This is a genomic window from Microbacterium sp. (assembly GCF_036823965.1).
Lineage (GTDB): Bacteria > Actinomycetota > Actinomycetes > Actinomycetales > Microbacteriaceae > Microbacterium.
The window spans coordinates 79,109-102,124 of the sequence record NZ_DAITBE010000004.1; the positions used below are offsets into that span (position 1 = coordinate 79,109).

A 23,016-nucleotide genomic window follows, 5' to 3' on the forward strand; every position below is an offset into this window, starting at 1 on the left:
GAGCGGCGTCGAGGCACGGGCTCACAGGATGCGCCTTCCCTCGAATGCGCGGCCGAGCGTGACCTCGTCGGCGTACTCGAGGTCGCCGCCGACCGGGAGGCCGGACGCGAGCCGAGACACCGTGATCTGCATGGTCGTCAGCAGTCGGCTGAGGTAGCTCGCGGTGGCTTCGCCCTCGAGGTTCGGGTTGGTCGCCAGGATGACCTCCTGCACGGTGCCGTCAGCCAGGCGCGACATCAGCTGGGTGATGCGCAGGTCGTCGGGGCCGATGCCGGCGATCGGGCTGATCGCGCCGCCGAGCACGTGGTACAGCCCACGGAACTCGCGTGTGCGTTCGATCGCTGCGACGTCCTTCGCGTCTTCCACGACGCAGATCAGCGTCTGGTTGCGGCGCGGGTCGCGGCAGATCACGCAGCGCTCCTGCTCGGCGACGTTGCCGCAGACCTCGCAGAACCGCACCCGCAGCCGGATCTCCGAGAGCAGCTCGGCGAGCCGCGCGACGTCGAACGTCGGCGTCTGAAGGATGTGGAAGGTGATCCGCTGCGCGGACTTCGGGCCGATGCCGGGGAGCCGGCCGAACTCGTCGATCAGCTCCTGAACGATGCCGTCGTACATCAGGCGAACCTCGTCGGGGGCTCATAGGGCTCTTCGCGAACGAACGTCGCGCCGAGCACCTGGCGGATCACGGCCTCACCGTAGCGCTGCACGCCACCGGCCGATGGTGAACGCTCAGTCACGACCGGGGCGGCAGCGCGCTGGGCAGGTGCCGCGACGGCTCGCGCTGCCGGCTGTGGCGCGGATGCTCGCTGCGGTGCTGCACTCCCCTGCGGACTCTGGTTCCTCGGCGGCGGCCCGCCGGACGGGGCAGGCTCGTACGACGGGTCGTACGGCGGCTCGTCATCGAAGTCGGGGGCCTCGTCGTCTCCGGGCAGTGGCGGCTCGCTGCGGTCGATCGAACCGTCGTGGGGAGGGGTCGGCGCAGATGCCGCGGCCTCGACCTCTTCCGGCTCGTCGTCGACCGGGAGCGGCGCCTCCGGTGCGGTGCGCGGCACCTCGCCGGCGGGGATGGGCGCGACGGCCCATTCGGTCACTGCAGGTGCCGAAGAGGAACGCGCCTGCGGTCGGGCGCCGGCGGGGGCGGCGTCCTTCGTGGACGAGTTCTTCGGCGCAGCGTCCGTCGGGGATGAGTCCTTCAGACCTGCTAAGTCCTTCGCGGGGGCGGCAGGGGCCGCGCCGTTCGACGGCGTCTGCGGCGCGCGGGTCGCGCCGCCGGCAGGCAGCGGCGCCGGTAGATACTTCACGCGCACGCCGAGCTCCTGCTCGATCGCGGTGCGGAGGTGATCCGAGGTGCCCGAGCCCGGCGTCGTGCCCTTGAACCTGCCGACATCGTGCTGGCTGGCGAACCCGAGGGTGAGCACCTCGGAGTCGGTGTCATATGCGAGGGGCTGCACGGCAGTGACGACGAGCCACGACGTACGGCTGATGCCCTCGAGGCGCGTCAGCACCGCGGGCCACGCCGCTGTGAGGTGCGAGAAGGTGACCGGTCCGGCGGGGGCGGACGACGGCGCAGCGGGTTCGGATGCCGCCGTCTCGGCGGACGTCGATGCCGGCGCGGCGGGCTCGGAGGCTGCCGAAGGAGCCGGCGCCACAGCAGCAGGTGCCACAGCAGCAGGAGCCTCGACGACCGAAGCGGGCAGCGGCGCCACGGGTGCCGCACTCGCGACCTCCGGAGCCGGCGGAACAGCGGCCTGCGCCGGCGGCGCAGCTGCTGCTGCTGCTGCTGCTGCTGGCGCAGTCGCGCGAACCGGCGCGGCCGCAGCCGCAGCGGTCGAAACGGGCGACCCCTGCGCCGCAGCATCCGCCTTGGCCGAGGCGAGCACGCGAGCGACCATGAGCTCGAGGTGCAGTCGCGGCGACGTCGCACCGGACATGTCGTCGAGTGCAGCGCTGACGACGTCGGCCGTGCGCGAGAGGCGGGCCGCGCCGAACACATCGGCCTGGCCGCGCATGCGCTCCAGGTCGTCTTCAGCGATGCCGCGCAGCACGGCGGACGCGCCGTTGCCGACCGCGGCGATCACGATGAGGTCGCGCAGCCGCTCGAGCAGGTCGTCGACGAAGCGGCGGGGATCCTGGCCGGTCTGCACCACCCGGTCGATCGCGGGGAAGGCCGCCGCCGCGTCTCCTGCGGCGAGCGCATCGACGATCTCATCGAGCAGCGCGCCGTGGGTGTACCCCAGCAGGGCGACAGCGCGGGCGTAGCCGACCGTGACGGTGGCCGAGCCTGCAGGCGCGTCGGAGCCGGCGATCAGCTGGTCGAGCAGCGAGAGGGTGTCACGGGGCGAGCCGCCGCCGGCTCGGACGACGAGCGGGAGCACACCCTGCTCGACCACGACGCCCTCTTCCGTGCACAGCTTCTCGACGTACTCGAGCATCGCCGCCGGCGGCACCAGACGGAACGGGTAGTGGTGCGTGCGCGAGCGGATGGTGCCGAGCACCTTCTCCGGCTCGGTGGTCGCGAAGATGAACTTCACGTGCTCCGGCGGCTCCTCGACGAGCTTGAGCAGCGCGTTGAACCCCTGCGGGGTCACCATGTGCGCCTCGTCGAGGATGAAGATCTTGTACCGGTCGCGGCTCGGGGCGAAGGTCGCGCGCTCGCGCAGGTCGCGCGCGTCGTCGACGCCGTTATGGCTCGCAGCGTCGATCTCGACCACGTCGAGCGATCCGCCGCCGGCTCGCGAGAGTTCGACACAGCTCGGGCAGGTGCCGCACGGCACGTCGGTCGGGCCCTCAGCGCAGTTCAGGCAGCGGGCGAGGATGCGGGCGGACGTCGTCTTGCCGCACCCGCGAGGGCCGGAGAACAGGTAGGCGTGACCGACGCGGTCGCCGCGCAGCGCCGTCATCAGCGGATCGGTCACCTGCGACTGCCCGATCATCTCGCCGAACGTCTCGGGGCGGTAGCGGCGGTACAGGGCTGTGGTCACCTCAACAGCCTACGGCGTGCCACCGACACCCGCATCGGCGCCGGTGATCGTGCCCGAGCCGCCCGACGGAGGGAGCCCGCCGCCGTGGCCGCCCAGGAGATCTTCACAAACGCGGTGTCAGCCCGTAACATCTTCGAAACCATCCGAAGATTCACTATCTTCTGAAAGTTATCTTTATCACGCATGCCGTCATCCGCCGATCTGCGTGCCGAACGCGGACACCTCACAACGGTGTCGCAATCGGGATCTCCTTCATCACCCCGGCACCTGCGACGCACGTCGCACCTCCCGAAGGAACGTCATGAAGCACGCACATCTCGCCGTACCCGCCCTGTTCGCGGCGGCCGCCCTCGTCCTGTCCGGCTGCAGCGGCTCCACAGGCTCCCCCTCCGACGGCGGCGACGGCTCGTCCGCCATCAAGGTGGCGGTGACCGACCCGGCGCTCATCATCCCCGGGCGTCAGACCGTCGCCTACGACATCAACATGGCCGTCTGGGCTCCACTCACCTTCGTCGGCTCCGACGGCGACATCGACTACATCGCGGCAGAGTCGATCGACACCGAGGACTCGCAGACCTACACGATCACGCTCCGCGACGGCTGGACCTTCCAGGACGGCACCCCGGTGACGGCCCAGGACTACGTCGACTCCTGGAACGCCGTCGCGTACGGCCCGAACGCCTTCGAGAACTCAGGCCAGCTGGCGAAGATCACCGGCTACGCCGACGTCACCAGCGACACGCCCGCCACCGAGATGTCCGGCCTCGCAGTGGTCGACGACCTGACCTTCACCGTCACGCTCATCGGACCCGACAGCCAGTTCCCGATGCAGGTCTCGCAGGCGCAGACCGCGATGTACCCGATGCCGGCGTCCGCGCTGGAGGACTTCGACGCCTACAACACGCACCCGATCGGGAACGGCGCCTTCGAGTTCACCGAGGACTACCAGGAGGGCGAGCCGATCACACTCACCGCCTACGCCGATTACAAGGGCGAGAAGCCCACGGTCGACGAGATCACCTTCGTGCCCTACACCGACACCTCGACGGCGTACAACGACGTCCTCGCCGGCAACCTCGACGTCGCCAGCCTGCCGGCATCCAAGATGACGCAGGCGGACTCCGACTTCGGCTCCGACAACGTCTACTCCTTCGAAGCGCCGGGCATCTCGTACCTCGGCATCCCGCTGAGCGACCCTCGCTATCAGGACATCCGCGTGCGCCAGGCGATCTCGATGGCCATCGATCGCGCCACGATCAACGACGTGATCTACGGCGGGCTGTACGCGCCGGCAACGGCGTTCACCCCCGACATCGAGCCGGGCACTCCCGCCGGCATCTGCGGCGAGTACTGCGAGTACGACCCTGATGCCGCGAAGGCGCTGCTGACCGAGGCCGGCGGCTTCGACGGCACGATCGAGATCTACTACCCGGGCGGCGTCGGAGTCGACGACTTCTACGCGGCGATCGCCAACTCGATCCGCCAGGCGCTCGGCGTCGAATCCATCGCCACCCCGAGTGCCGACTGGGCCGAGTTCTACGAGAACCGCCTGAAGGGCGCCACACCCGGACCGTACTTCTCCCGCTGGGGCGCGCTGTACCCGAGCCAGCAGGCGACGCTGCGCGCGATGTTCATCGAGAACGGCGGCTGCGCCGGCTGCGTGGGCGAGTACGACGCGCAGGTCGCCACGCTGATGGATGCCGCGGACGCGGCCCAGAGCGACGATGAGGTGGCCGCCGCCTACACCGCCGTCCAGGAGCGTCTGCTGGAGACCTTCCCCGTGCCGCCGCTGTTCAACGAGTCCTACGCCTACGTCACGTCGAAGCGTGTCGCGACGCTGAACACCTCGGCGGCCGGCAACCCGAACTACTCGATGACGGTTCTGGCCGGCAACGACTGATGACGCACTCCCCCACCCCCGGATCGCTCGAGGACATCCTCGAGCGATCCGGGGCGGTCCCCGCCATCATCGACTTCCCCGGGGTCGACGAGCTCCTCGCGTCGTTCGAGCAGCTGAGCTCGCTGCACCCCGACCTCGTGCGGTCGCGGCGCATCGGCACCTCACGGCTCGGCGAACCCATCCCCATGTTCTCGATCGGCGAGGGGAGCCGCTCGTACCTGCTCTTCGCCGGCGTGCATCCGAATGAGCCGATCGGGTTCCGGATGCTGCAGCACCTGGCCGCCGCCCTCACCGACGACGACGCACTTCGCGACGCCTTCGACGCGACCTGGCACGTCATCCCCTGCATCGATCCGGACGGCACCAGACTCAACGAGGGCTGGTATCCCGCCCCCTCCGACCGCAGCTTCTACGCGAGGCACTTCTACCGGCCGGCGCCCGACGAACAGGTCGAATGGACCTTCCCGTTCGCCTACAAGCAGGCATGGTTCGACCGGGTGCTGCCCGAGACGCAGGCGCTGATGCGCGTGATCGACGACGTGCGGCCCGACTTCATGGTGTCGCTGCACAACGCGGAGCTCGGCGGCGTCTACTTCTACCTGAGCGGCGAGGTCGACGGCGCGGTCGAGGCCCTGCAGGCTGTCCCCCGCTCCCTCGGGCTGCCGCTCGACACCGGCGAGCCGGAGACGCCCACCGTCCGCCCCTTCGGCACGGCCGTCTACAGCATGATCTCGATGAGCGAGGAGTACGACTTCCTCGAGGGGCTGGGCGTGGAAGCCGCCACGATGATCTCCAACGGGGAATCATCGTCGTCGTACGCCGCGAAGCACGGCACCGTGTCGCTGGTCGCCGAGCTGCCGTACTGGTCGCATCCCGACGCGGACGACGAGGCGCCGACCGCGCAGACGTATGCGTCGGTGCTGCATCGCAAGGCCGACGCCCTGATCGAGACCGGCACCGCCCTGCAGCGGATCGTCGACGCGGCAGACCTGACGCTCGACACCCCGTTCCGGCGCGCCACCGGAGCGTTCGTGCCCTACCTCATCGTGAACGGGGAGACCGAGCACCGTCGTGCAGACGGTGAGGACACCGCGCGCCGAGCAACCGGAGCCGAGGTGTTCAGCAACGAGGACATCGTGCGGTGCTTCCGCCTCCGGTACGGCGGGATGACGCTGCGGATGCTCGACGCCGAGGTCGCAGCCGGCCACGCCACCGCGCGCACCCGCCGCGCGCACGCCGAGATGGCGACGCTCTTCGCGCGCTGGTGCGCGGAGTCCGACGCGCAGGCCGATCTCACCGCGCTGCCGATCGAATCCCTCGTCGGCGTGCAGTTCGGGGCGACCCTGGCCGTGGCGCGATGCCTGATCGATGCGGAGACGGACCGGTGAGGACGACGTGGTACATCGCCAGACGCTTCGGCGAACTCGCCATCGTCTTCTTCGGCGTGACGTTCATCATCTACGCCATGGTGTTCGGACTGCCGGGCGACCCCATCGCGAGCCTCGGCGGAGACCGCCCGCTCCCCGAGTCGGTGGTCGCGCAGCTCCGGTCCGAGTACCACCTCGATCAGCCGCTGTGGCAGCAGTACCTCAACTACCTCGCCAATCTGTTCCAGGGCGACCTCGGCAGGAACTTCTCCGGACAGGCCGTCGCCGACAAGCTGGCCGACCGCTGGCCGGTGACCATCACGCTCGCGCTGACGGCGTGGGGCATCGAAGTCCTCGTCGGCGTCGCTCTCGGGCTCTGGGCCGGCGTGCGCAACGGGCGCTGGGACGACAAGCTCGTGCTCACCGGCACGATCCTCGCCAGCTCCATCCCGGTGTTCGTGCTCGCGGTCTCCGCGCAGCTGATCTTCGGCGTGCACCTGGGCTGGTTCCCCGTCGCCGGCGCATCCGCCGGATGGCCGGTGTCGTACCTGCTGCCGGCACTGTGCGTCGCGGTGTTCGGTCTCGCCGCGGTCGCCAGGCTCATGCGCGGCTCGGTGATCGACGCCCTGAACGCCGACTACGTCCGCACGCTCTGGGCGAAGGGGATGCGTCCGCGGGACGTGATCGGCGTGCACGTCATGCGCAACTCCGCGCTGCCGGTGCTCACCTTCCTCGCGATCGACCTGGGCTACCTGCTCGGCGGGACGGTCGTGATCGAGGGCGTGTTCAATCTGCCCGGCGTCGGGCAGCTGCTGTTCCAGTCGATCAGGGCGCACGAGGGCCCCACCATCATCGGCATCTCGGTCGCGCTCATCATCATCTTCCTGATCGCGAACCTGATCGTCGACCTGCTGCACACCGTTCTCGACCCGAGGATCCGCCATGAGTGAGGTCGCCGCGACCATGGAGTCGCATTTCAGTCGGATGCCCCGTCGGGGCGTCTGGCGGTCGCTCCGGCGCCGCGCGCTGTTCTGGGTGTGCTGCGCTGTGCTCGCGATCCTGACCCTGGTGGCGCTCTTCCCCGCCTGGTTCGCGCAACTCGGACCCACCCCGGATCCCCGAGCCTGCGTGCTCGGCGAGTCGGCGAGACCGCCGAGCGCGGCGCATCCGTTCGGCACCGATCTGCAGGGCTGCGACGTGCTCTCGAACGTGATCTACGGCGCTCGGGCTTCGCTCAGCGTCGGGCTGCTGTGCACCGCACTCGCCCTGATCGTCGCGCTGGTGCTCGGCGTGATCGCAGGGTACTGGGGCGGATGGGCCGACCGGCTGATCTCGCGGCTGACCGACGTGTTCCTCGGCTTCCCGTTCCTGCTCGGCGCCGTCGTGGTGCTGACGACCCTGAACGAGCGCACGGTGCTCAACGTCGCCATCGTGCTCGCGCTGTTCTCGTGGCCGACCATGGCGCGGCTGGTCCGCGGATCCGTGCGCACGATCCGCGGTGCCGACTACGTCGATGCAGCCAGGGCCATGGGCCTGTCGACCGCACGCATCCTCCGCCGGTATGTCCTGCCCAACTCGATCGGCCCCGTCCTGGCCATCGCGACGATCATGGTCGGCTCAGTCATCGTGGCCGAAGCGACCCTGACGTTCCTCGGCCTCGGGCTGCGCGCCCCGTCGATCTCCTGGGGACTGCAGCTGGCGAGCGCGCAGGAGCGGTTCCAGACCGCGCCCCACATGCTGCTGTTCCCCTCGCTCGTCCTCACCGTCACGGTACTCGCCGTCATCACGCTCGGTGACATCCTGCGCGACACCCTCGACCCCAAGAGCCGCTGACGGCTCAGCACGAAGGAGCACCATGTCAGATCTCGCATCCGCCGTCGCCTACCTGCCCGAGCTCGTCGAGGCGCAGGTGCGGCAGTACCGCGCCACCGGGGCGCAGGTCGCCGTCCGCACAGCGGACGGACTGATCGCATCGTTCGCGGTCGGCACCGCCGACGTCTCCACCGGTGAGCCGTTGCGCACCGACCACCTGTTCCGAATCGCATCGCATTCGAAGACCTTCACCGGGACCGCGATCCTGCAGCTCGTCGAAGCCGGGGCGATCCGGCTCGATGATCCGATCAGCGTGCACGTCGAGGAGCTGGCGGGTGCGGCGATCGGCGCCGCCACCGTCCGCGAACTGCTCGAGCACCAGTCCGGCATCCAGCGAGACGGCACCGAAGCCGACTTCTGGCAGCTGGAGCGCCCCTTCCCCGACCGCGAAGGCCTGATCACCGAGATCCTCGCGCACGGCACGATCGCAGCCCGCAACGAGTACTTCCGGTACTCGAACGTCGGCTACTCGCTGCTCGGGCTCGCGATCGAGTCAGCGAGCGGCTCGGGCTACGCGGACTACTGCCGCGAGCACATCATCGAGCCGTTGGGCCTGACCAGGACCGGCGCGGAGTACGACCCCGAACGGGCAGGCGAGTACGCGGCCGGTCACACCGGTCTGCTGCTCGGCGAGGACGAGCGCCTCACGATCGAGCACGTCGACACCCGCGCCATGGCCTCGGCCACCGGCTTCTACTCGACAGCGGAGGACCTCACCGTGTACGGCGCCGCGCACTGGCTCGGCTCCGACGCGCTGCTCTCCGACGACTCCAAGCGCGTCATGCAGCGCACAGCATCCGTCGTGCGCCGCTACGGCACGGAGATCGGCCGCTACGGCGTCGGGATCGAGGTGGCGAAGATCCGCGACCGCGCGCTGGTCGGGCACTCGGGCGGATATCCGGGGCACATCACCCGCACGTACATCGATCCGGTCGGCAAGCTCGTCGTGAGCGTGCTCACGAATGCGGTCGACGGACCGGCCGAGCAGATCGCACAGGCCGTGCTCGCGGTGATCGACGCCGCGCAGCAGCCCCTGCCCGGAGCCGAGAAGCGGCCGGCGACCGACGGTCATGCCGCGGCATCCTTCACCGGACGATATGCATCCCTGTGGGGCCTCGTCGACGTGGTCGAGCTCGGAGGCCGACTCGTCCTGGCCTATCCGGGAGCACGCGACGTGTACGAGAGCATGGAGGAGCTCGAGGTCGTCGACGCCGACACCCTCCGCACATTCCTGCAGCCGAGCTTCGGCGCCTCCGGTGAGCCGGTATCGTTCACGCGCAGCACTGATGGCACGGTCGCGTCCATCCGCATCAACGGCATGACCCAGTGGCCTCTCGACGACTTCCTGGCGCGTCGGGAGTCGATGACCCGAATCCTCAAGGAGCCCGCAACGTGACGGAACCAACCCTGACCAGCGGCCAGCGCACGTTCGTCGAACAGTTCGCACTGGCCTGGCAGACGACGACGAGCAACCGGATGGAGGCGCGGATCATCGCGCTCCTGATGATCGTCGACCGCCCGTACCTCTCGAGCGGCGAGATCGCGACGCTGCTCACCGCGAGCGCCGGGTCCGTGTCGACGGCGACGCGGCACCTCAGCGAGATCGGCTTCATCCACCGGGTCGCGATCGCCGGAGACCGCAGCTACTACTTCGCAGTCGAGGACGACGTCTGGGGCGGATTCCTCGCCTCGGAGCGCCACTACCTGCGGATGCTCTCGGCGGCGATCTCGGTCGGCATGGACGAGATCGAGACCGGCGGCCTCCCAGAGCGGCGCCTGCGCAACGCCCACAACTACATGACGTGGCTGCGGGGCTATCACACCAAGATGCTGGCCGACTGGCAGGCGTACCGCGATGCCAGCGCCCTCGACGGCCAGGCTCTGCCGCAGGAGGAGCACGATGCACCCTGACGCCCCCGTCCTGAGCGTCCGCGACCTGAGCGTGCGGTTCGAGGTCGACGGCGGCCGCCAGCCCGACGTCGCCGCCGTGACGCGGCTGAGCTATGACGTCGCAGCCGGCGAGATCCTCGCGATCGTCGGCGAGTCGGGGTCCGGCAAATCCGTGAGCTCGATGGCGATCATGGGGCTGCTGCCGGAGACTGCCACGGTCACCGGCAGCGCCCGACTGGGCGACGTCGAGCTGCTCGGGCTCAGCCGCACCGAGCTGTCCGGCATCCGCGGCAAGCGGATCTCGATGGTGTTCCAGGATGCGATCGGGGCGCTGGATCCGGTGTTCACGATCGGCGCGCAGCTGCGCGAGGTGCTGGCGCGCCACCGTCCGGATCTCGATCGCACCCAGCGCCAGGAACGCGCGATCGAGCTGCTGCGCATGGTCGATCTGCCTGACCCGGAGGCTCGGATGCGGTTCTATCCGCACCAGTTCTCCGGCGGGCAGTGTCAGCGCATCATGATCGCGATGTCGCTGGCGTGCGATCCCGAGCTGCTCATCGCGGACGAGCCGACCACCGCGCTCGACGTCACGGTGCAGGCCGAGGTGCTCGACGTGCTCAGGCGTCTGCGCGACCGCACATCGGCGGCGATCGTCCTGATCACCCACGACATGGGCGTCGTCGCCGATCTCGCGGATCGCGTCGTCGTGATGCGCCATGGCGAGGCCGTGGAGAGCGCCGAGGTGCACCGGCTGTTCGCCGCCCCAGAGGCCGCCTACACGCAGCAGCTGCTGTCGGCCGTGCCGCGCATCGGTGCCGCAGCACGACCGACGTCGTCGCAGCCGGGCACCGTGCTCGATGTCGACGACCTCGTGGTCGAGTACTCGTCGCGCCGCCGCCGCGTTCGGGCTGTCGACGGTGTAAGCCTGCAGATCGCTCCTGGCGAGATGCTCGCACTCGTCGGCGAGTCAGGCTCCGGCAAGTCGACGCTCGGGCGGGCCGCTCTCGGTCTCGCACCGATCACCTCGGGCGCGATCCGCATCAACGGGGTCGACGTCGCCTCCGGATCCCGGACGGCGCAGCGCGAGGTCAGACGGCGGGTCGGCGTGGTGTTCCAGAACCCGCTCGGCTCGATGAACCCGCGGTACACCGTCGCGCAGTCCGTCGGCGAGCCGCTCGCCGTGCACGCCGGCCTTCGCGGCGCTGCGCTGCAGGCCCGCGTGACCGAGCTGCTCGAGTCGGTCGAGCTGCCAGGGGCATGGTCGGAGCGCTACCCGCACGAGCTGTCCGGCGGGCAGCGTCAGCGCGTCGCGATCGCGCGGGCGATCTCGCTGGGTCCCGACCTGCTGATCGCTGACGAGCCGACGTCGGCGCTCGACGTCTCGGTGCAGGCGACCGTGCTGGCGCTGTTCCGCCGGTTGCAGCAGGAGTTCCGCTTCGCGTGCCTGTTCGTGAGCCATGACCTCGCGGTGGTCGACGAGCTCGCCGACCGCGTCGCGGTGATGCACCACGGCAGGCTCGCCGAGATCGGCGACCGCCTGCAGGTGCTCCAGGCGCCGAAGGATGCGTACACCCGGACGCTGCTCGACGCAGCGCCCATCCCCGACCCGCACGTGCAGCGAGCTCGCCGCGCATCCTGACCGGCATCCACTCCTCAATCTCACCCGCCGAGCCACCCCCTTCAACGCGAACCACCCCCTTGTGTGCGGACACAAGGGGGTGGTTCGCACCCAAGGGGGTGGGTCGGCAGGCGGTGACGGGCGTCAGTCGAGCGGCTCGATCACCGGGATCGCGGTCGTGATCACGGGCACGGATGCCGACAGCAGCGTGCCGTCCGACCGGCGGGCCTCAGCGAACTGACGCAGCGACGGGCGCCCTGCGATGAGCGGGCCCTGATCCGCGAGCGGCACCACGACGACCTCGTCGACCGTTGCGATGTAGGCGACGTCGCGCACCGTGAACGGTACCGGCGCCCCTTCGCTCACGCGCACGCGCAGCTCATCGGCCGTGATCGTGACCTGCATCGCCGACCCCTGCCACTGCAGCGGGAACGACAGCGACGGCCAGTCGGCGGGCAGACGCGGGTCGAAGCTGAGCTCGCCGGCGTAGTCGCGCATGCCGCCGAAGCCGCACACGAGCGCCGTCCACACGCCGCCGGCCGAGGCGACATGCACCCCGTCGGCCGCGTTGTGGTGCAGATCGTGCAGGTCGACGAACAGCGACTGCTCGAAGTACTCCTGCGCGAGCTCCTGGTAGCCGACCTCTGCCGCGAGGATCGACTGCACCACGGCCGACAGGGTCGAGTCGCCGGTGGTCAGCGGGTCGTAGTAGTCGAAGTCGGCGCGCTTCTCCTCCGGCGTGAAGTGGTTGCCCTGCAGGAAGAGCGCCAGCACGACATCCGCCTGCTTCAGCACCTGGAAGCGGTAGATCACGAGCGGGTGGAAATGCAGCAGCAGCGGGCGCTGCGAGTCCGGCGTGTTCGCCAGATCCCAGACCTCGCGCTCGAGGAACAGGGAATCCTGCGGGTGGATGCCGAGGGCGTCGCTGTACGGGATGAACATGGCCTCGGCCGCGCGCTCCCACGACTCGGCCTCATCGAAGCCGAGCCCGGTGCGCTCGACGAGCTGCGCGTAGTCCTCGGGGAAGTCGGCGGCGATCTCGCGCACGATCCTGGCGGCGTAGCGCAGGTTGTAGCGCGCCATCACGTTCGTGTAGAGGTTGTCGTTCACGACGGTCGTGTACTCGTCGGGACCGGTCACGCCGTGGATGTGGAAGGTCTGGATGCCGTCGCCGGCGCCGCTCTCCTCGACGATGCGCGAACCGCGCCAGAAGCCGAGCGTCGCCCAGAGCCGCGCGGTCTCGACCGCGACGTCAGCGCCCTCGCGGCGGAGGAACTCCTCGTCGCCCGTCGCCCGCACGTACTTGCCCAGCGCGAAGCTGACGTCGGCGTTGATGTGGTACTGCGCGGTGCCTGCGGCGTAGTAGGCCGAGGCCTCCTCGCCGTTGATCGAGCGCCAGGGGAACAGTGCACCGGCCTCGTTCAGCTGCGCCGCGCGGCGGCGGGCCGCTGGCAGCATGTGCACGCGCGCACGCAGCGCATTGCGCGCCCACTGCGGCGAGGTGTACGTGAGGAACGGCAGCACGTAGATCTCGGTGTCCCAGAAGTAGTGACCGCTGTATCCGGACCCGGAGACGCCCTTCGCCGGCACGCCGGTGCCGTCGGCCCTGGCCGATGCCTGGGCGAGCTGGAAGAGGCACCAGCGGGTGGCCTGCTGCAGATCGTCGCGACCGCCGATCTGCACGTCGCTGCGCTCCCAGAACGCCGCGAGCCATTCCTCCTGGCGCTGGAACTGGGTCTGCACGCCCTCCACCGCGACGCGATCGAGCGAGCGGCGGCAGCGATCGACGAGCTCGCGCGGCGGCACGCCGCGGGAGGTGTGGTAGCTGACGAGCTTGGTGATGCGGATCGGCACCCCGGCCTTCGCCTGCACGCGGAACACGTTCTTGGCGATGTCGGCCTCGATCAGCGTGCGCGCGTTGTAGTCGTTCTCGGTGTCGATGATGTGATCCGCGACGACGGCGACCGTCATCCCCGAGTCGGCGACCTGATACGACAGCGCAGAGCGCATGCCGTCCTGCCAGTGCTCGGCCGGCTCCAGCACGCGGTCGGCGATCTTCTCGGCCTTGCGCGGGTCGAACCCGTCCGCCTTCTTCTTCTTGGCCGCATCCGGCGTTCCCGCGTAGACGCCTGCCCCGTCCTGACGGTTGAGCAGCTGGCAGCTGATGGTGACCGGCGCGTCGGAGTTCTCGACGGTCACCTCGAGGCGGAGGATCGCGAGGTGCCGCTCCTGGAAGCTCACGATGCGCTCGTCGCGGATGCGCACGCGCTTGCCCGACGGCGTCTCCCACACGACGATGCGCTCGAGCACGCCGGTGCGCATGTCGAGCGTGCGGCTGTACTCGCGGACGTCGGCCACGTCGAAGGACATCGGCTCGTCGTCGACGTAGACGCGCATGACCTTCGCATCCGGTGCGTTCACGATGGTCTGACCGACCTCGGCGAACCCGTAGGCCTGCTCGGCGTGACGGATCGGCCAGGTCTCATGCAAGCCGTTGATGAAGGTGCCGTGCTCGTGTGCACCGCGCCCCTCGATGTGGTTGCCCCGGAGGCCGAGGTAGCCGTTGCCCACCGAGAACAGCGTCTCGCCGACGCCCTCCTCGGTGTAGCGCGTCTCGATCAGCCGCCATGGGTCGACGGGAAAGCGGTCGCGGTCGATCATGCGGTCTCCGTGATGTCGTTCGAGAGGTTCGGGAGGAAGAGGGAGAGGTCGTCGACGACGACGGTGGCGCCGGCGGCGCGCAGCGCGTCTGCGCCGGTGCCGCGGTCGACGCCGACCACGTCTGCGTAGCCGGCGGCAGCAGCGGAGGCGACACCGGATGTCGCGTCCTCCACGGCGATGCTGCGGGCAGGGTCAACGCCGAGAGCGATGCCGCCCTCGCGGAACATGTCGGGTGCCGGCTTGGAGGCCAGGCCGTCGCGCTCGGCGACGACGCCGTCGACCACGATGCGGAAGAAGGAGCGGATGCCGGCGGCGCCGAGCACCTCTTCGGCGTTCTTCGAGCTCGAGACGACGCCGAGCGGGATGCCGGCGGCGTGCAGACGCTCCACGACCGCGAGCGAACCGGGGTACGCAGCGATGCCCTCCGCGCGCAGCGAGGTCGCGAACGCGGCGTTCTTGCGGTTGCCGATCCCGCAGATGGTCTCGGCCTCAGGAGCGTCGTCGACCTCGCCCCAGGGGATCTCGACGTTGCGGCTGCGCAGCAGGCTGGCGACGCCGTCGTAGCGCTTCTTGCCGTCGACGTACTCGTAGTAGTCGGCGTCGGTGTATTCGGGGGCGATCCCCCACTGCGCGAAGACCTGATCGAACACCACCTTCCAGGCGCGCATGTGCACCTCGGCGGTCGGCGTGAGCACGCCGTCGAGGTCGAACAGCACGCCGTCGGCAGCGAGCAGATCGGGAAGGGCTTCGGGCACAGGAGCCTCCAGGAGAAGGGGCGAGGGCGTCGGCACTTCTCCGTGCCACTGTGCCAGCGTAGTTGCCGATCGCCGCCGACGGTAACCCTCAGATCTCGGCGCGTTTCAGAGCAGCTCGGCGGTCTGCCGTGCGATCTGGAGTTCCTCGTTCGTCGGCACCACGAGCACGGTCACCGAGGAGGCGTCGGTGGAGATGCGACGGATGCCGCGCGACCGCTCCTCGTTGCGCTCCGGATCGATCTCGACGCCCGCGAAACCGAGTGTCGCCATGGCCTCGGCGCGCACGCGCGCAGCGTTCTCGCCGACGCCGGCGGTGAAGGAGATGACGTCGACGCCGCCGAGCTGCGCGATGTACGCGCCGGCGTAACCGCGCAGCCGGTGCACGTAGACGTCGAATGCGAGCATCGCAGCCTCGTCTCCGGCATCCGCTCCGGCCAGGATGTCGCGCATGTCGCTGTGTCCTGCCAGGCCCTTCAGCCCGCTGCGGGTGTTGAGCAGGGCGTCGAGCTCGTTGATCGAGAGCCCGGCGCGGCGCGAGAGGTGCACGAGCGCGGCCGGGTCGAGGTCGCCGGAGCGCGTGCCCATCACGAGCCCCTCGAGCGGCGTGAGCCCCATCGAGGTCTCGACCGAGCGGCCGCCGTCGATCGCGGTGACCGATGCGCCGTTGCCGAGGTGGAAGACGATCTGCCGCAGCGCGGCGAGATCGCGGCCGAGGAACTCGGCGGCCGACTCGCTCACGAACTGGTGGCTCGTGCCGTGGAAGCCGTAGCGGCGCACGCGGTGGTGCTTGGCGAGCTCGGCGTCGATCGCGTACGTGTAGGCCGCCGGCGGCAGCGTCTGGTGGAATGCGGTGTCGAAGACGGCCACGTGCGGTACGCCTCGGAACACGGCCTTCGCCGCGAGGATGCCGGACAGGTTCGCCGGGTTGTGCAGCGGCGCGAGCACCGAGAGCTCCTCGATCTGGCGCTCCACGTCGGCGTCGATCAGGGTCGGCGCGAAGAAGCGCGCGCCGCCGTGCACGACCCGGTGGCCGACCGCGACCGGCGGGTTGGCACCGAGCGATGGGCCGTGCTCGGCGAACTGCTCGAGCATCACCGCGAACGCCGCGTGATGGTCGGCGATCTCGCGCTCGTCGCGGTACGTCGCATCGAGCATGGTCGGCACGGCATCCGCATCCGTCTCCGGACGCACCGTGTGCGCCGCACTGCCCGTCCCCTGTCCGATGCGCTCGATCAGCCCTGAGGCCAGCTCGCCCTCGGTCTCGATGTCGAGCAGGCTGTACTTCAGCGACGAGGAGCCGCTGTTGATCACGAGGATCGCGCTCATGCCGAATGTCCCTGGGCCTGGATCGCGGTGATCGCGACCGTGTTGACGATGTCGTCGACCAGCGCACCGCGCGACAGGTCGTTGATCGGCTTGTTCAAGCCCTGCAGCACCGGTCCGATCGCCACCGCACCGGCCGAGCGCTGCACGGCCTTGTACGTGTTGTTGCCGGTGTTGAGGTCGGGGAACACGAACACCGTGGCCCGACCAGCGACTGCGGAATCGGGGAGCTTCGCCTTCGCGACCGCGGCATCTGCGGCTGCGTCGTACTGGATCGGGCCCTCAACGAGCAGCTCGGGCGCACGCTCGCGCACCAGGGCCGTGGCCGCGCGCACCTTGTCGACGTCGGCGCCGGATCCTGACTCTCCGGTCGAGTACGACAGCATCGCGACGCGTGGCTCGATGCCGAACTGCGTCGCGGTGGCTGCAGAGGAGATCGCGATGTCGGCGAGCTGCTCGCTGGTCGGATCGGGGATGACCGCGCAGTCGCCGTAGACGAGCACGCGATCGGCGAGCGCCATCAGGAACACGCTCGAGACGACGTTCACGCCCGGCTTCGTCTTGATGATCTCGAAGGAGGGACGGATGGTGTGCGCCGTGGTGTGCGCTGCGCCCGAGACCATGCCGTCGGCGAGCCCCAGGTGCACCATCATGGTGCCGAAGTACGACACGTCGGTGACGGTGTCGGCGGCCTGTGCGAGCGTGATGCCCTTGTGGGCGCGCAGCTTCGCGTATTCGGCCGCGAAGCGCTCGACGAGCTCCGGATCGTTCGGGCTGATGACCTGCACCGCGGCGATGTCGATGCCGAGCTCGGTGGCCCGCGCCCGCACGGCCGCCTCGTCGCCGAGGATCGTCAGATCGGCCACGTCACGAGCGATCAGGGTCGCCGCGGCGCGCAGGATACGGTCGTCGTCGCCCTCGGGCAGCACGATGCGGCGACGGTCGCTGCGCGCCCGCTCGATGAGCGCGTACTCGAACATGAGCGGCGTGACCACGCGGGATTCGGCGAGCCCCAGCTGCGTGGTGAGCTCGGCGATGTCGACGTGGGTCTGGAAGAGGCCGAGCGCGCGGTCGTACCTGGCGCGCGAGTCCGGCGAGATGCGGCCGCGGGCACCCATGACCTGCACGGCGGTGTCGTAGGTGCCGAGGTCGGTCGCGATGATCGGCACGGTCGACGAGAAGCCGTCGAGCAGTCGCACGATGGGCTCCGGCAGCGGGAACGGGCCGTTCAGGATGATGCCGGCGACCCTGGGGAAGGTGCCGGACGCATCGGCGAGCAGCGTCGCCAGCAGCACCTCGGTGCGGTCGGCGGGGATCACCACGACCGCCTCCTCGGTGAGCCGAGGCAGCACGTTCACCATCGACATGCCGGCGACCACGATCGACAGCGCCTCGCGGGTCAGCCGATCCGCATCGCCCTTGATCAGACGTCCGTCCACGGCGGCGAGGATGCCGCGGATCGACGGCGCCACCAGCATCCGATCCTCCGGCATGGCCCACACCGGGGTGTCCCTGCCCGGTCGGACCGCGCGCACCGACTCCACGATCTCGCCGAGCACCGCAGGGTCGGCGCGATTCACGATCACGGCGAACAGCTCAGCACGCTCGGCGTCGAGTTCGGAGAGCGCGAGCGCCGCGATCTGTCCGACCGCCGACGGCACGCGCGCCGTCGTCGTGCCGAGCTGTTCGGCCTGGCGCTGCTGATCGCGCCCGCTGAGCACGAGCAGCACCGGCACCCCGAGGTTCGCGGCGATGCGCGAGTTGTAGCCGAGCTCGGCCGGGCTCCCGACATCGGTGTAGTCGCTGCCGATGATCACGACGGCGTCGCACTGCGCCTCGACGGCCTTGAACCTGGCCACGATCGTCGACAGCGCCCGGTCGGGGTCGCTGCGCACATCGTCGTAGGTGACTCCGATGCAGTCGTCGTAGTCGAGGTGCACGCCGTCGTGGGCGAGCAGCAGCTCGAGCACGTCGTCGCGCTCGGAGACCGAGCGGGCGATCGGCCGGAACACGCCGACCCTTGGGCTGACGCGCATCAATGCATCGAGCACGCCGAGCGCGATCGTGGACTTGCCCGTATGACCTTCTGCCGAGGTGATGTAGATGCTCCGTGCCACGATTCCAGCTTAGGCGCACCTCACTTGGACGCAGCTGGACTCAGCAGGATCCGGACAGCGCATCGACGACGGCGACGGCATCGGCCTCGTAGCGGCTGTAGTAGTCGCGGTCGGTGTTGATCTGCACCCGGTGGATGGCGTGCGACCGCTCCATCGACTGCCAGTCGGGGAGCCTGGCGAGCCTGGTGAAGAACAGCCCCGCCGCGCTGGCCGGATCCATCCGCTGCTCGATGCTCCCCCACCATGTCTGCTGCTGGAACAGCCCGATGCTGCTGGTGCGGGTGCCGTCCGGATTGGTGACGCCGTTCGTCTCCCAGTCGCCGTAGTCGATGTTGTGCAGGCTGCTCTCGCCCATCGCGGTCATCACGCCGAGGATCTGCGCGTCGCGCCCGAGGCCCATGCCTGCGGCCGTCTGCATGATGGTCGCCGCGTTCTCGAGCTGCTCACCGCGCCAGCCCGCGATGCCGGCGTCCGGGTAGGTCGCCGGGTCGGCAGCGCACACCACGACCGGGTCGTGCGCGATCGTGAGCGGCACGAGCACGCCGATGCCCACCGCTCCCACCACCACCGCGGTCGCGATGAGGGCTCGGCGCAGCATCCGCCGGCGTCGCAGCCGGATCGCCGCCAGCTTCCTCGCTCCGGGCTTGCGCCGCTTCGCCGTGGTGCTCCGCCTCTGCTTCCGCTTCGGTCCGCGCCGCGTCGTCGCAGCACGCGCGCTCATGGCGACGGAGCGCGTCGGCGTCCGGCGAGCGCAGCGACACCGCCGCCGATCGCGCCGAACAGGTGCGCCTGCCACGAGATGCCATCGCGCACGCCGACGACACCGGCCAGCATGGATCCGCCGTACAGCGAGATCACGACGACCGCCACGACCGCATAGAGGATGCGGTGCGCGACGCGCCCCGGCGCGAAGACCCGCAGCACCACGTAGCCGAAGTAGCCGAACACGAGCCCGGATGCACCGACGGTCAGCGTGCCTGGCGCGTTCGCCACCCAGGTCCCGAGGCCGCCGATCACCGCGACCAACGCCGTGACGGCCCAGAACCGGCGAGTGCCCTCGACCGCGACGAGGCAGCCGAGCACCAGGAACGGCACCGAGTTCGCGATCAGGTGCGGCCAACTCGCGTGCAGCAGCGGGCCGACGACGATGCCACCGAGACCGGACAGGTCCCACGAGCGCAGCCCGAAGCCCGAGAAGGAGCCGGGAAGCACGGCATCCGCGAGCTGGACGATCCACATCAGCGCGAGCAGCGCGACCGGCGAGACGAACCGGCCGAGCGGCGTCGAGCGGCGGGTGTCGGCGGGGCTGGTCACGTCACGATCCTCGCAGTGCCGCCCCGGAGGACGCTGAAAAAGAAAGTGACCCTCCGCGCACCCAGCAGAGCCCGGTTACCCTTGCTGCGTTTCCGCCCTGGGGGAATTGGCCTGGATGCCGCCACGCGGAGAGCCGTCATCCATCCTAACCCGACAGTGCGACATGGTTCGACACCGACCTCGTGCGACGACCGTCGCGCAGCTTTGACAGACTGAGCACGTCATGGATCCACTCTCCGCACCGCTCGCGACCTGGCGCTTCCGTGGCTCCCTGCGCACGTATCAGGCCGAGGTGCTCGAACGCATCGGGGTCGGCACCGACGAGAAGATGCACATCGTGGCACCGCCGGGATCAGGCAAGACCCTCCTCGGGCTGCTGCTCGCCGCACGCGAAGGGCATCGTGCGCTCGTGCTCGCGCCCACCGTCACGATCCGGCAGCAGTGGGTGCGGACCGCGATCGCCCTGGCCCCGGATGCGGCCGTCGTGTCGGACGACCCGCAGCGACTCGGCGACCTCACCGTCCTGACCTACCAGCTGCTCAGCGTCACCGGAGACGGCCGGCCCTTCGAGCAGCTGGCCCGCCGCCAGTGGGTCACGGAGCTGGTCGACGCCGATCGCACGGAGGCGGATGCCGCGACCTGGCTCGCCGTGCTCGAGGTCGACAACCCCGAGCGCTACCGCACCGGGCTCCGGCGGCGCGTGCGTCGTCTCCGGACCAGGTTCGCGCAGCAGCGCCCCGAGGAGATCGCGCGCGTGCTGCACCCGAACGCGGTCACCCTCATCGACGCGATCGTCGCCTCCGGTGTGCGCACCGTGGTGCTCGATGAATGCCATCACCTGCTCGACCACTGGGCGCTCGTCGTCGCCTATCTCACTGCGCGCATCCGCGCGACCGGCACGACGCCGGTCGTGATCGGGCTGACTGCCACGCTGCCGTCGCCGGACGATGAGACGGAGTACGAGAACTACTCCCAGCTGCTCGGCGAGGTCGACTACGAGGTGCCGGCCCCGGCGGTCGTGAAGGAGGGGCATCTCGCACCGTATCGCGATCAGGTCTGGTTCACCGAGCCGGTGCCGGCCGAGGCCGCATTCATCCGACGGCACGAATCACTGCTCGAGGATCTCGTCCGACAGGTCCTGTCATCCGCGGACGGCATCGCCTATCTCGAGACGCAGCTGCAGCCGGCATCACCCGAGTCCGACCTCGGCCCCGAACCACCGGGCAGCGACCCCGTGCCGCTGCAGCGGGCCGGTATCGAGCGCGCCCTCTCCACGGACTTCGCGCTCAGCCGATCGTGCGGCGTGGTGCTGAGATCCGTCGCGCCCTCGCATCCGCTGACACCGCTGCTGCCGCCGCTGCTGTTCGGACGATGCACGACAGACGACCTCCTGACGGTCCTGACGCGGTTCGCCCAGACCCGTCTGCTCACCGATCCGTCAGCCCACGCGCAGTGGGAGTTCGTCCGCCGCGCGCTGGCCGATTTCGGTTATCACCTCACCGACCGCGGACTGCGGCGAGGACGCAACCCGGTCGAGACCACCCTCACGTTCTCCGCGTCGAAGGACCGCGCCGCCGTCGACATCCTGCGGTGGGAGCTCACCGGTGATGCCGCTTCGCACCTGCGCGCCGTGATCGTCACCGACTTCGTCGAGCACGGCAACCACCGCGGGCTGGCCGGCGAGACGGCCGCCGGGGCGCTGCGTGCGTTCGACGTCGTCGTCGGCGACGAGGTCACCGGCGCTCTGCGACCCGTGCTGCTCACCGCGCGGCTGCTGCGGACGAGGACCGAGGACGCGGAGGCGATCGCGGACGCCCTCCGCTCGATCCTCGCGGTCGACGTCACGGTCGTCGATGGCGTCGGTCCGACACGCGAGCTCCAGGTGGCGGAGACCGGACGTGCGCGGCTCGTGGCCGCGGTCTCCGAACTCATCCGCCGCGGCACGGTCCGTGTGCTCGTCGGCACCCGCGGGCTGCTCGGCGAGGGGTGGGACTGCCCATCCGTCGACACCCTGATCGACCTCACATCGGTCGCCACGAGCGCCGGCACCCAACAGCTGCGCGGGCGCACCCTCCGGCTCGACCCGGCGTTCGAGCGGAAGGTCGCGCACAATTGGTCCGTGGCCTGCCTGATCCCCGCGTCGGTCGGGTTGGACGATCGATCCGAGGTGCAGCGCCTGCGCCGGCGCCACGGACACCTCTGGGGACTCGGCGCTGACGACCGCACGCAGATCATCTCCGGCCTCGGACACGCGCTGCCGTCCGCGGCCGTCACCGCACTGGAAGCCGTGCTGGCCAAGGACGAAGGCGCCACGATCGGAGCGATCAACACCGCGACGCTCGCGCACCTCCCCACCCGCGAGCAGACCAGGGAGGACTGGCGGATCGGCGAGCCGTGGAGATCGGCGGAACGGGATGTCGTCTCGATCACGTCGACGCCGGAGACGCGGATGCTTCGCGCCGGACCAGTCCTCGGCGCAGCTGTGCCGATGACGTTCGGCGTCAGCGCGGCAGGGATCGCGGCAGGCATCGGTGCGCTCGGGCTGAGCGGGACACTGACGCTGCCGCTCGAAGCCGGAATCGGCGTCGCCGCGGTCGGCGCGCTCGTCTCGACCGCTGCGCTCTGCGGCTCGAGCGTGCTGCGAGCGATCCGACGGGTTCGCGATCCGGCTGAGCTGTATCGGGGCGCCGCACTGGCGGTCGCCCGCAGTCTGCACGAGGCCGGACGCATCAGCCGGCTCGACATCGCCGCGATCGCGGTGCGCGACCGCGGCGATGAGGAGTTCTGGATCGAGGTCGCCGGTACAGCGAACGAGCGCCGCTTGATCGCAGACGCCGTGCAGGACCTCTTCTCGGCCGCCGAGAATCCTCGCTTCCTGCTGCGCGTCGACCCGGGCGTCTTCGGTCGGGGCGGTCGCATGCTCCGCGGCATCCGCTCCCTCGTCGACCGCGCAGTCCCGGGACGACGATTCCTGCCGGTACCGAAGACTCTCTCGCGACGCAGGGCCGATGCCGAGAACTTCGCCGAGCACTGGGAGGCGTCCGTCGGCCACTGCGAGCTGCACGAGCTGCAGGGGGCGCAGGGGCTCGCGCTGCTGCAGATCGCCCGCGGAACGCCGAGTCTCCTCGCCCCGGAAGAGGCACGGCGGCGGGTGTGGGGTTGACGAAAGCTCAGGGGAACCTGCCAGAGCGCGGCACCCCGCACCGGGTTACGATCGA

Annotated in this window: 16 protein-coding genes and 1 other RNA gene; 8 read left to right on the top strand and 9 right to left on the bottom strand. The window is 69.9% G+C overall.

All coding sequences use genetic code 11. From position 1 onward, the window contains the following. Positions 1-21 precede the first annotated feature (21 nt). On the bottom strand, positions 22-615 hold the full coding sequence (recR, locus tag V7Z82_RS08455; protein ID WP_045279493.1) for a recombination mediator RecR: 594 nt from the start codon (positions 613-615) through the stop codon (positions 22-24). Continuing rightward, a complete protein-coding gene (locus V7Z82_RS08460) occupies positions 615-2,981 on the bottom strand; it encodes a DNA polymerase III subunit gamma and tau (protein ID WP_334150074.1) in 2,367 nt (788 codons plus the stop codon). Before V7Z82_RS08460 ends, recR begins: the two co-directional genes overlap by 1 nt. Positions 2,982-3,282: 301 nt before the next feature. Between V7Z82_RS08460 and V7Z82_RS08465 the strand changes: the two genes are divergently transcribed. Genes V7Z82_RS08465 through V7Z82_RS08495 form a run of 7 tightly spaced genes read left to right on the top strand, consistent with a single transcriptional unit; the run spans position 3,283 to position 11,649 of the window. After that, on the top strand, positions 3,283-4,881 hold the full coding sequence (locus tag V7Z82_RS08465; protein WP_334150075.1) for an ABC transporter substrate-binding protein: 1,599 nt from the start codon (positions 3,283-3,285) through the stop codon (positions 4,879-4,881). Next, positions 4,881-6,269, top strand: a complete 1,389-nt coding sequence (locus V7Z82_RS08470; RefSeq protein ID WP_334150077.1) for a M14 family zinc carboxypeptidase — start codon at positions 4,881-4,883, stop codon at positions 6,267-6,269. The genes V7Z82_RS08465 and V7Z82_RS08470 overlap by 1 nt, the downstream gene beginning before the upstream one ends. After that, positions 6,266-7,198: an ABC transporter permease gene (locus V7Z82_RS08475; RefSeq protein WP_334150080.1), complete on the top strand. Its 933-nt coding sequence runs from the start codon at positions 6,266-6,268 to the stop codon at positions 7,196-7,198. Before V7Z82_RS08470 ends, V7Z82_RS08475 begins: the two co-directional genes overlap by 4 nt. Further along, positions 7,191-8,081 (top strand): ABC transporter permease, encoded by an 891-nt coding sequence (locus tag V7Z82_RS08480; protein ID WP_334150083.1) that lies wholly within the window; start codon positions 7,191-7,193, stop codon positions 8,079-8,081. Before V7Z82_RS08475 ends, V7Z82_RS08480 begins: the two co-directional genes overlap by 8 nt. A gap of 22 nt (positions 8,082-8,103) precedes the next feature. Beyond that, positions 8,104-9,516 carry a serine hydrolase domain-containing protein gene (locus V7Z82_RS08485; RefSeq protein WP_334150087.1) on the top strand — a complete coding sequence of 471 codons (1,413 nt, stop codon included), beginning with the start codon at positions 8,104-8,106 and terminating at the stop codon, positions 9,514-9,516. Next, complete coding sequence (locus V7Z82_RS08490; RefSeq protein WP_334150089.1) at positions 9,513-10,031, top strand: GbsR/MarR family transcriptional regulator; 519 nt, start codon at positions 9,513-9,515, stop codon at positions 10,029-10,031. The genes V7Z82_RS08485 and V7Z82_RS08490 overlap by 4 nt, the downstream gene beginning before the upstream one ends. Continuing rightward, positions 10,021-11,649, top strand: a complete 1,629-nt coding sequence (locus tag V7Z82_RS08495; RefSeq protein WP_334150091.1) for an ABC transporter ATP-binding protein — start codon at positions 10,021-10,023, stop codon at positions 11,647-11,649. Before V7Z82_RS08490 ends, V7Z82_RS08495 begins: the two co-directional genes overlap by 11 nt. A gap of 123 nt (positions 11,650-11,772) precedes the next feature. Here V7Z82_RS08495 and V7Z82_RS08500 read toward each other — a convergent pair whose 3' ends face one another. The 7 genes from V7Z82_RS08500 to ffs form a co-directional block, all read right to left on the bottom strand. After that, positions 11,773-14,289 carry a glycoside hydrolase family 65 protein gene (locus tag V7Z82_RS08500; RefSeq protein ID WP_334150093.1) on the bottom strand — a complete coding sequence of 839 codons (2,517 nt, stop codon included), beginning with the start codon at positions 14,287-14,289 and terminating at the stop codon, positions 11,773-11,775. Beyond that, positions 14,286-15,044 carry an HAD family hydrolase gene (locus V7Z82_RS08505; RefSeq protein WP_334150096.1) on the bottom strand — a complete coding sequence of 253 codons (759 nt, stop codon included), beginning with the start codon at positions 15,042-15,044 and terminating at the stop codon, positions 14,286-14,288. Before V7Z82_RS08505 ends, V7Z82_RS08500 begins: the two co-directional genes overlap by 4 nt. A 105-nt stretch (positions 15,045-15,149) precedes the next feature. Beyond that, positions 15,150-16,370, bottom strand: coding sequence for an acetate/propionate family kinase (locus tag V7Z82_RS08510; RefSeq protein WP_334150099.1), 1,221 nt, complete (start codon positions 16,368-16,370; stop codon positions 15,150-15,152). Further along, positions 16,367-18,484 (bottom strand): phosphate acetyltransferase, encoded by a 2,118-nt coding sequence (gene pta, locus V7Z82_RS08515; RefSeq protein ID WP_334150101.1) that lies wholly within the window; start codon positions 18,482-18,484, stop codon positions 16,367-16,369. Before pta ends, V7Z82_RS08510 begins: the two co-directional genes overlap by 4 nt. 40 nt (positions 18,485-18,524) lie before the next feature. Beyond that, positions 18,525-19,205 carry a hypothetical protein gene (locus tag V7Z82_RS08520; RefSeq protein ID WP_334150103.1) on the bottom strand — a complete coding sequence of 227 codons (681 nt, stop codon included), beginning with the start codon at positions 19,203-19,205 and terminating at the stop codon, positions 18,525-18,527. Further along, positions 19,202-19,798 (bottom strand): rhomboid family intramembrane serine protease, encoded by a 597-nt coding sequence (locus V7Z82_RS08525; RefSeq protein ID WP_334150106.1) that lies wholly within the window; start codon positions 19,796-19,798, stop codon positions 19,202-19,204. Before V7Z82_RS08525 ends, V7Z82_RS08520 begins: the two co-directional genes overlap by 4 nt. A 41-nt stretch (positions 19,799-19,839) precedes the next feature. After that, positions 19,840-19,936, bottom strand: an RNA gene (gene ffs, locus V7Z82_RS08530) — signal recognition particle sRNA small type. Between the two features lie 85 nt (positions 19,937-20,021). Between ffs and V7Z82_RS08535 the strand changes: the two genes are divergently transcribed. Beyond that, the gene (locus tag V7Z82_RS08535) at positions 20,022-22,961 is read left to right on the top strand and encodes a DEAD/DEAH box helicase (RefSeq protein WP_334150108.1); all 2,940 of its coding nucleotides are present in this window, start codon (positions 20,022-20,024) and stop codon (positions 22,959-22,961) included. The last annotated feature ends 55 nt before the right edge of the window (positions 22,962-23,016 follow it).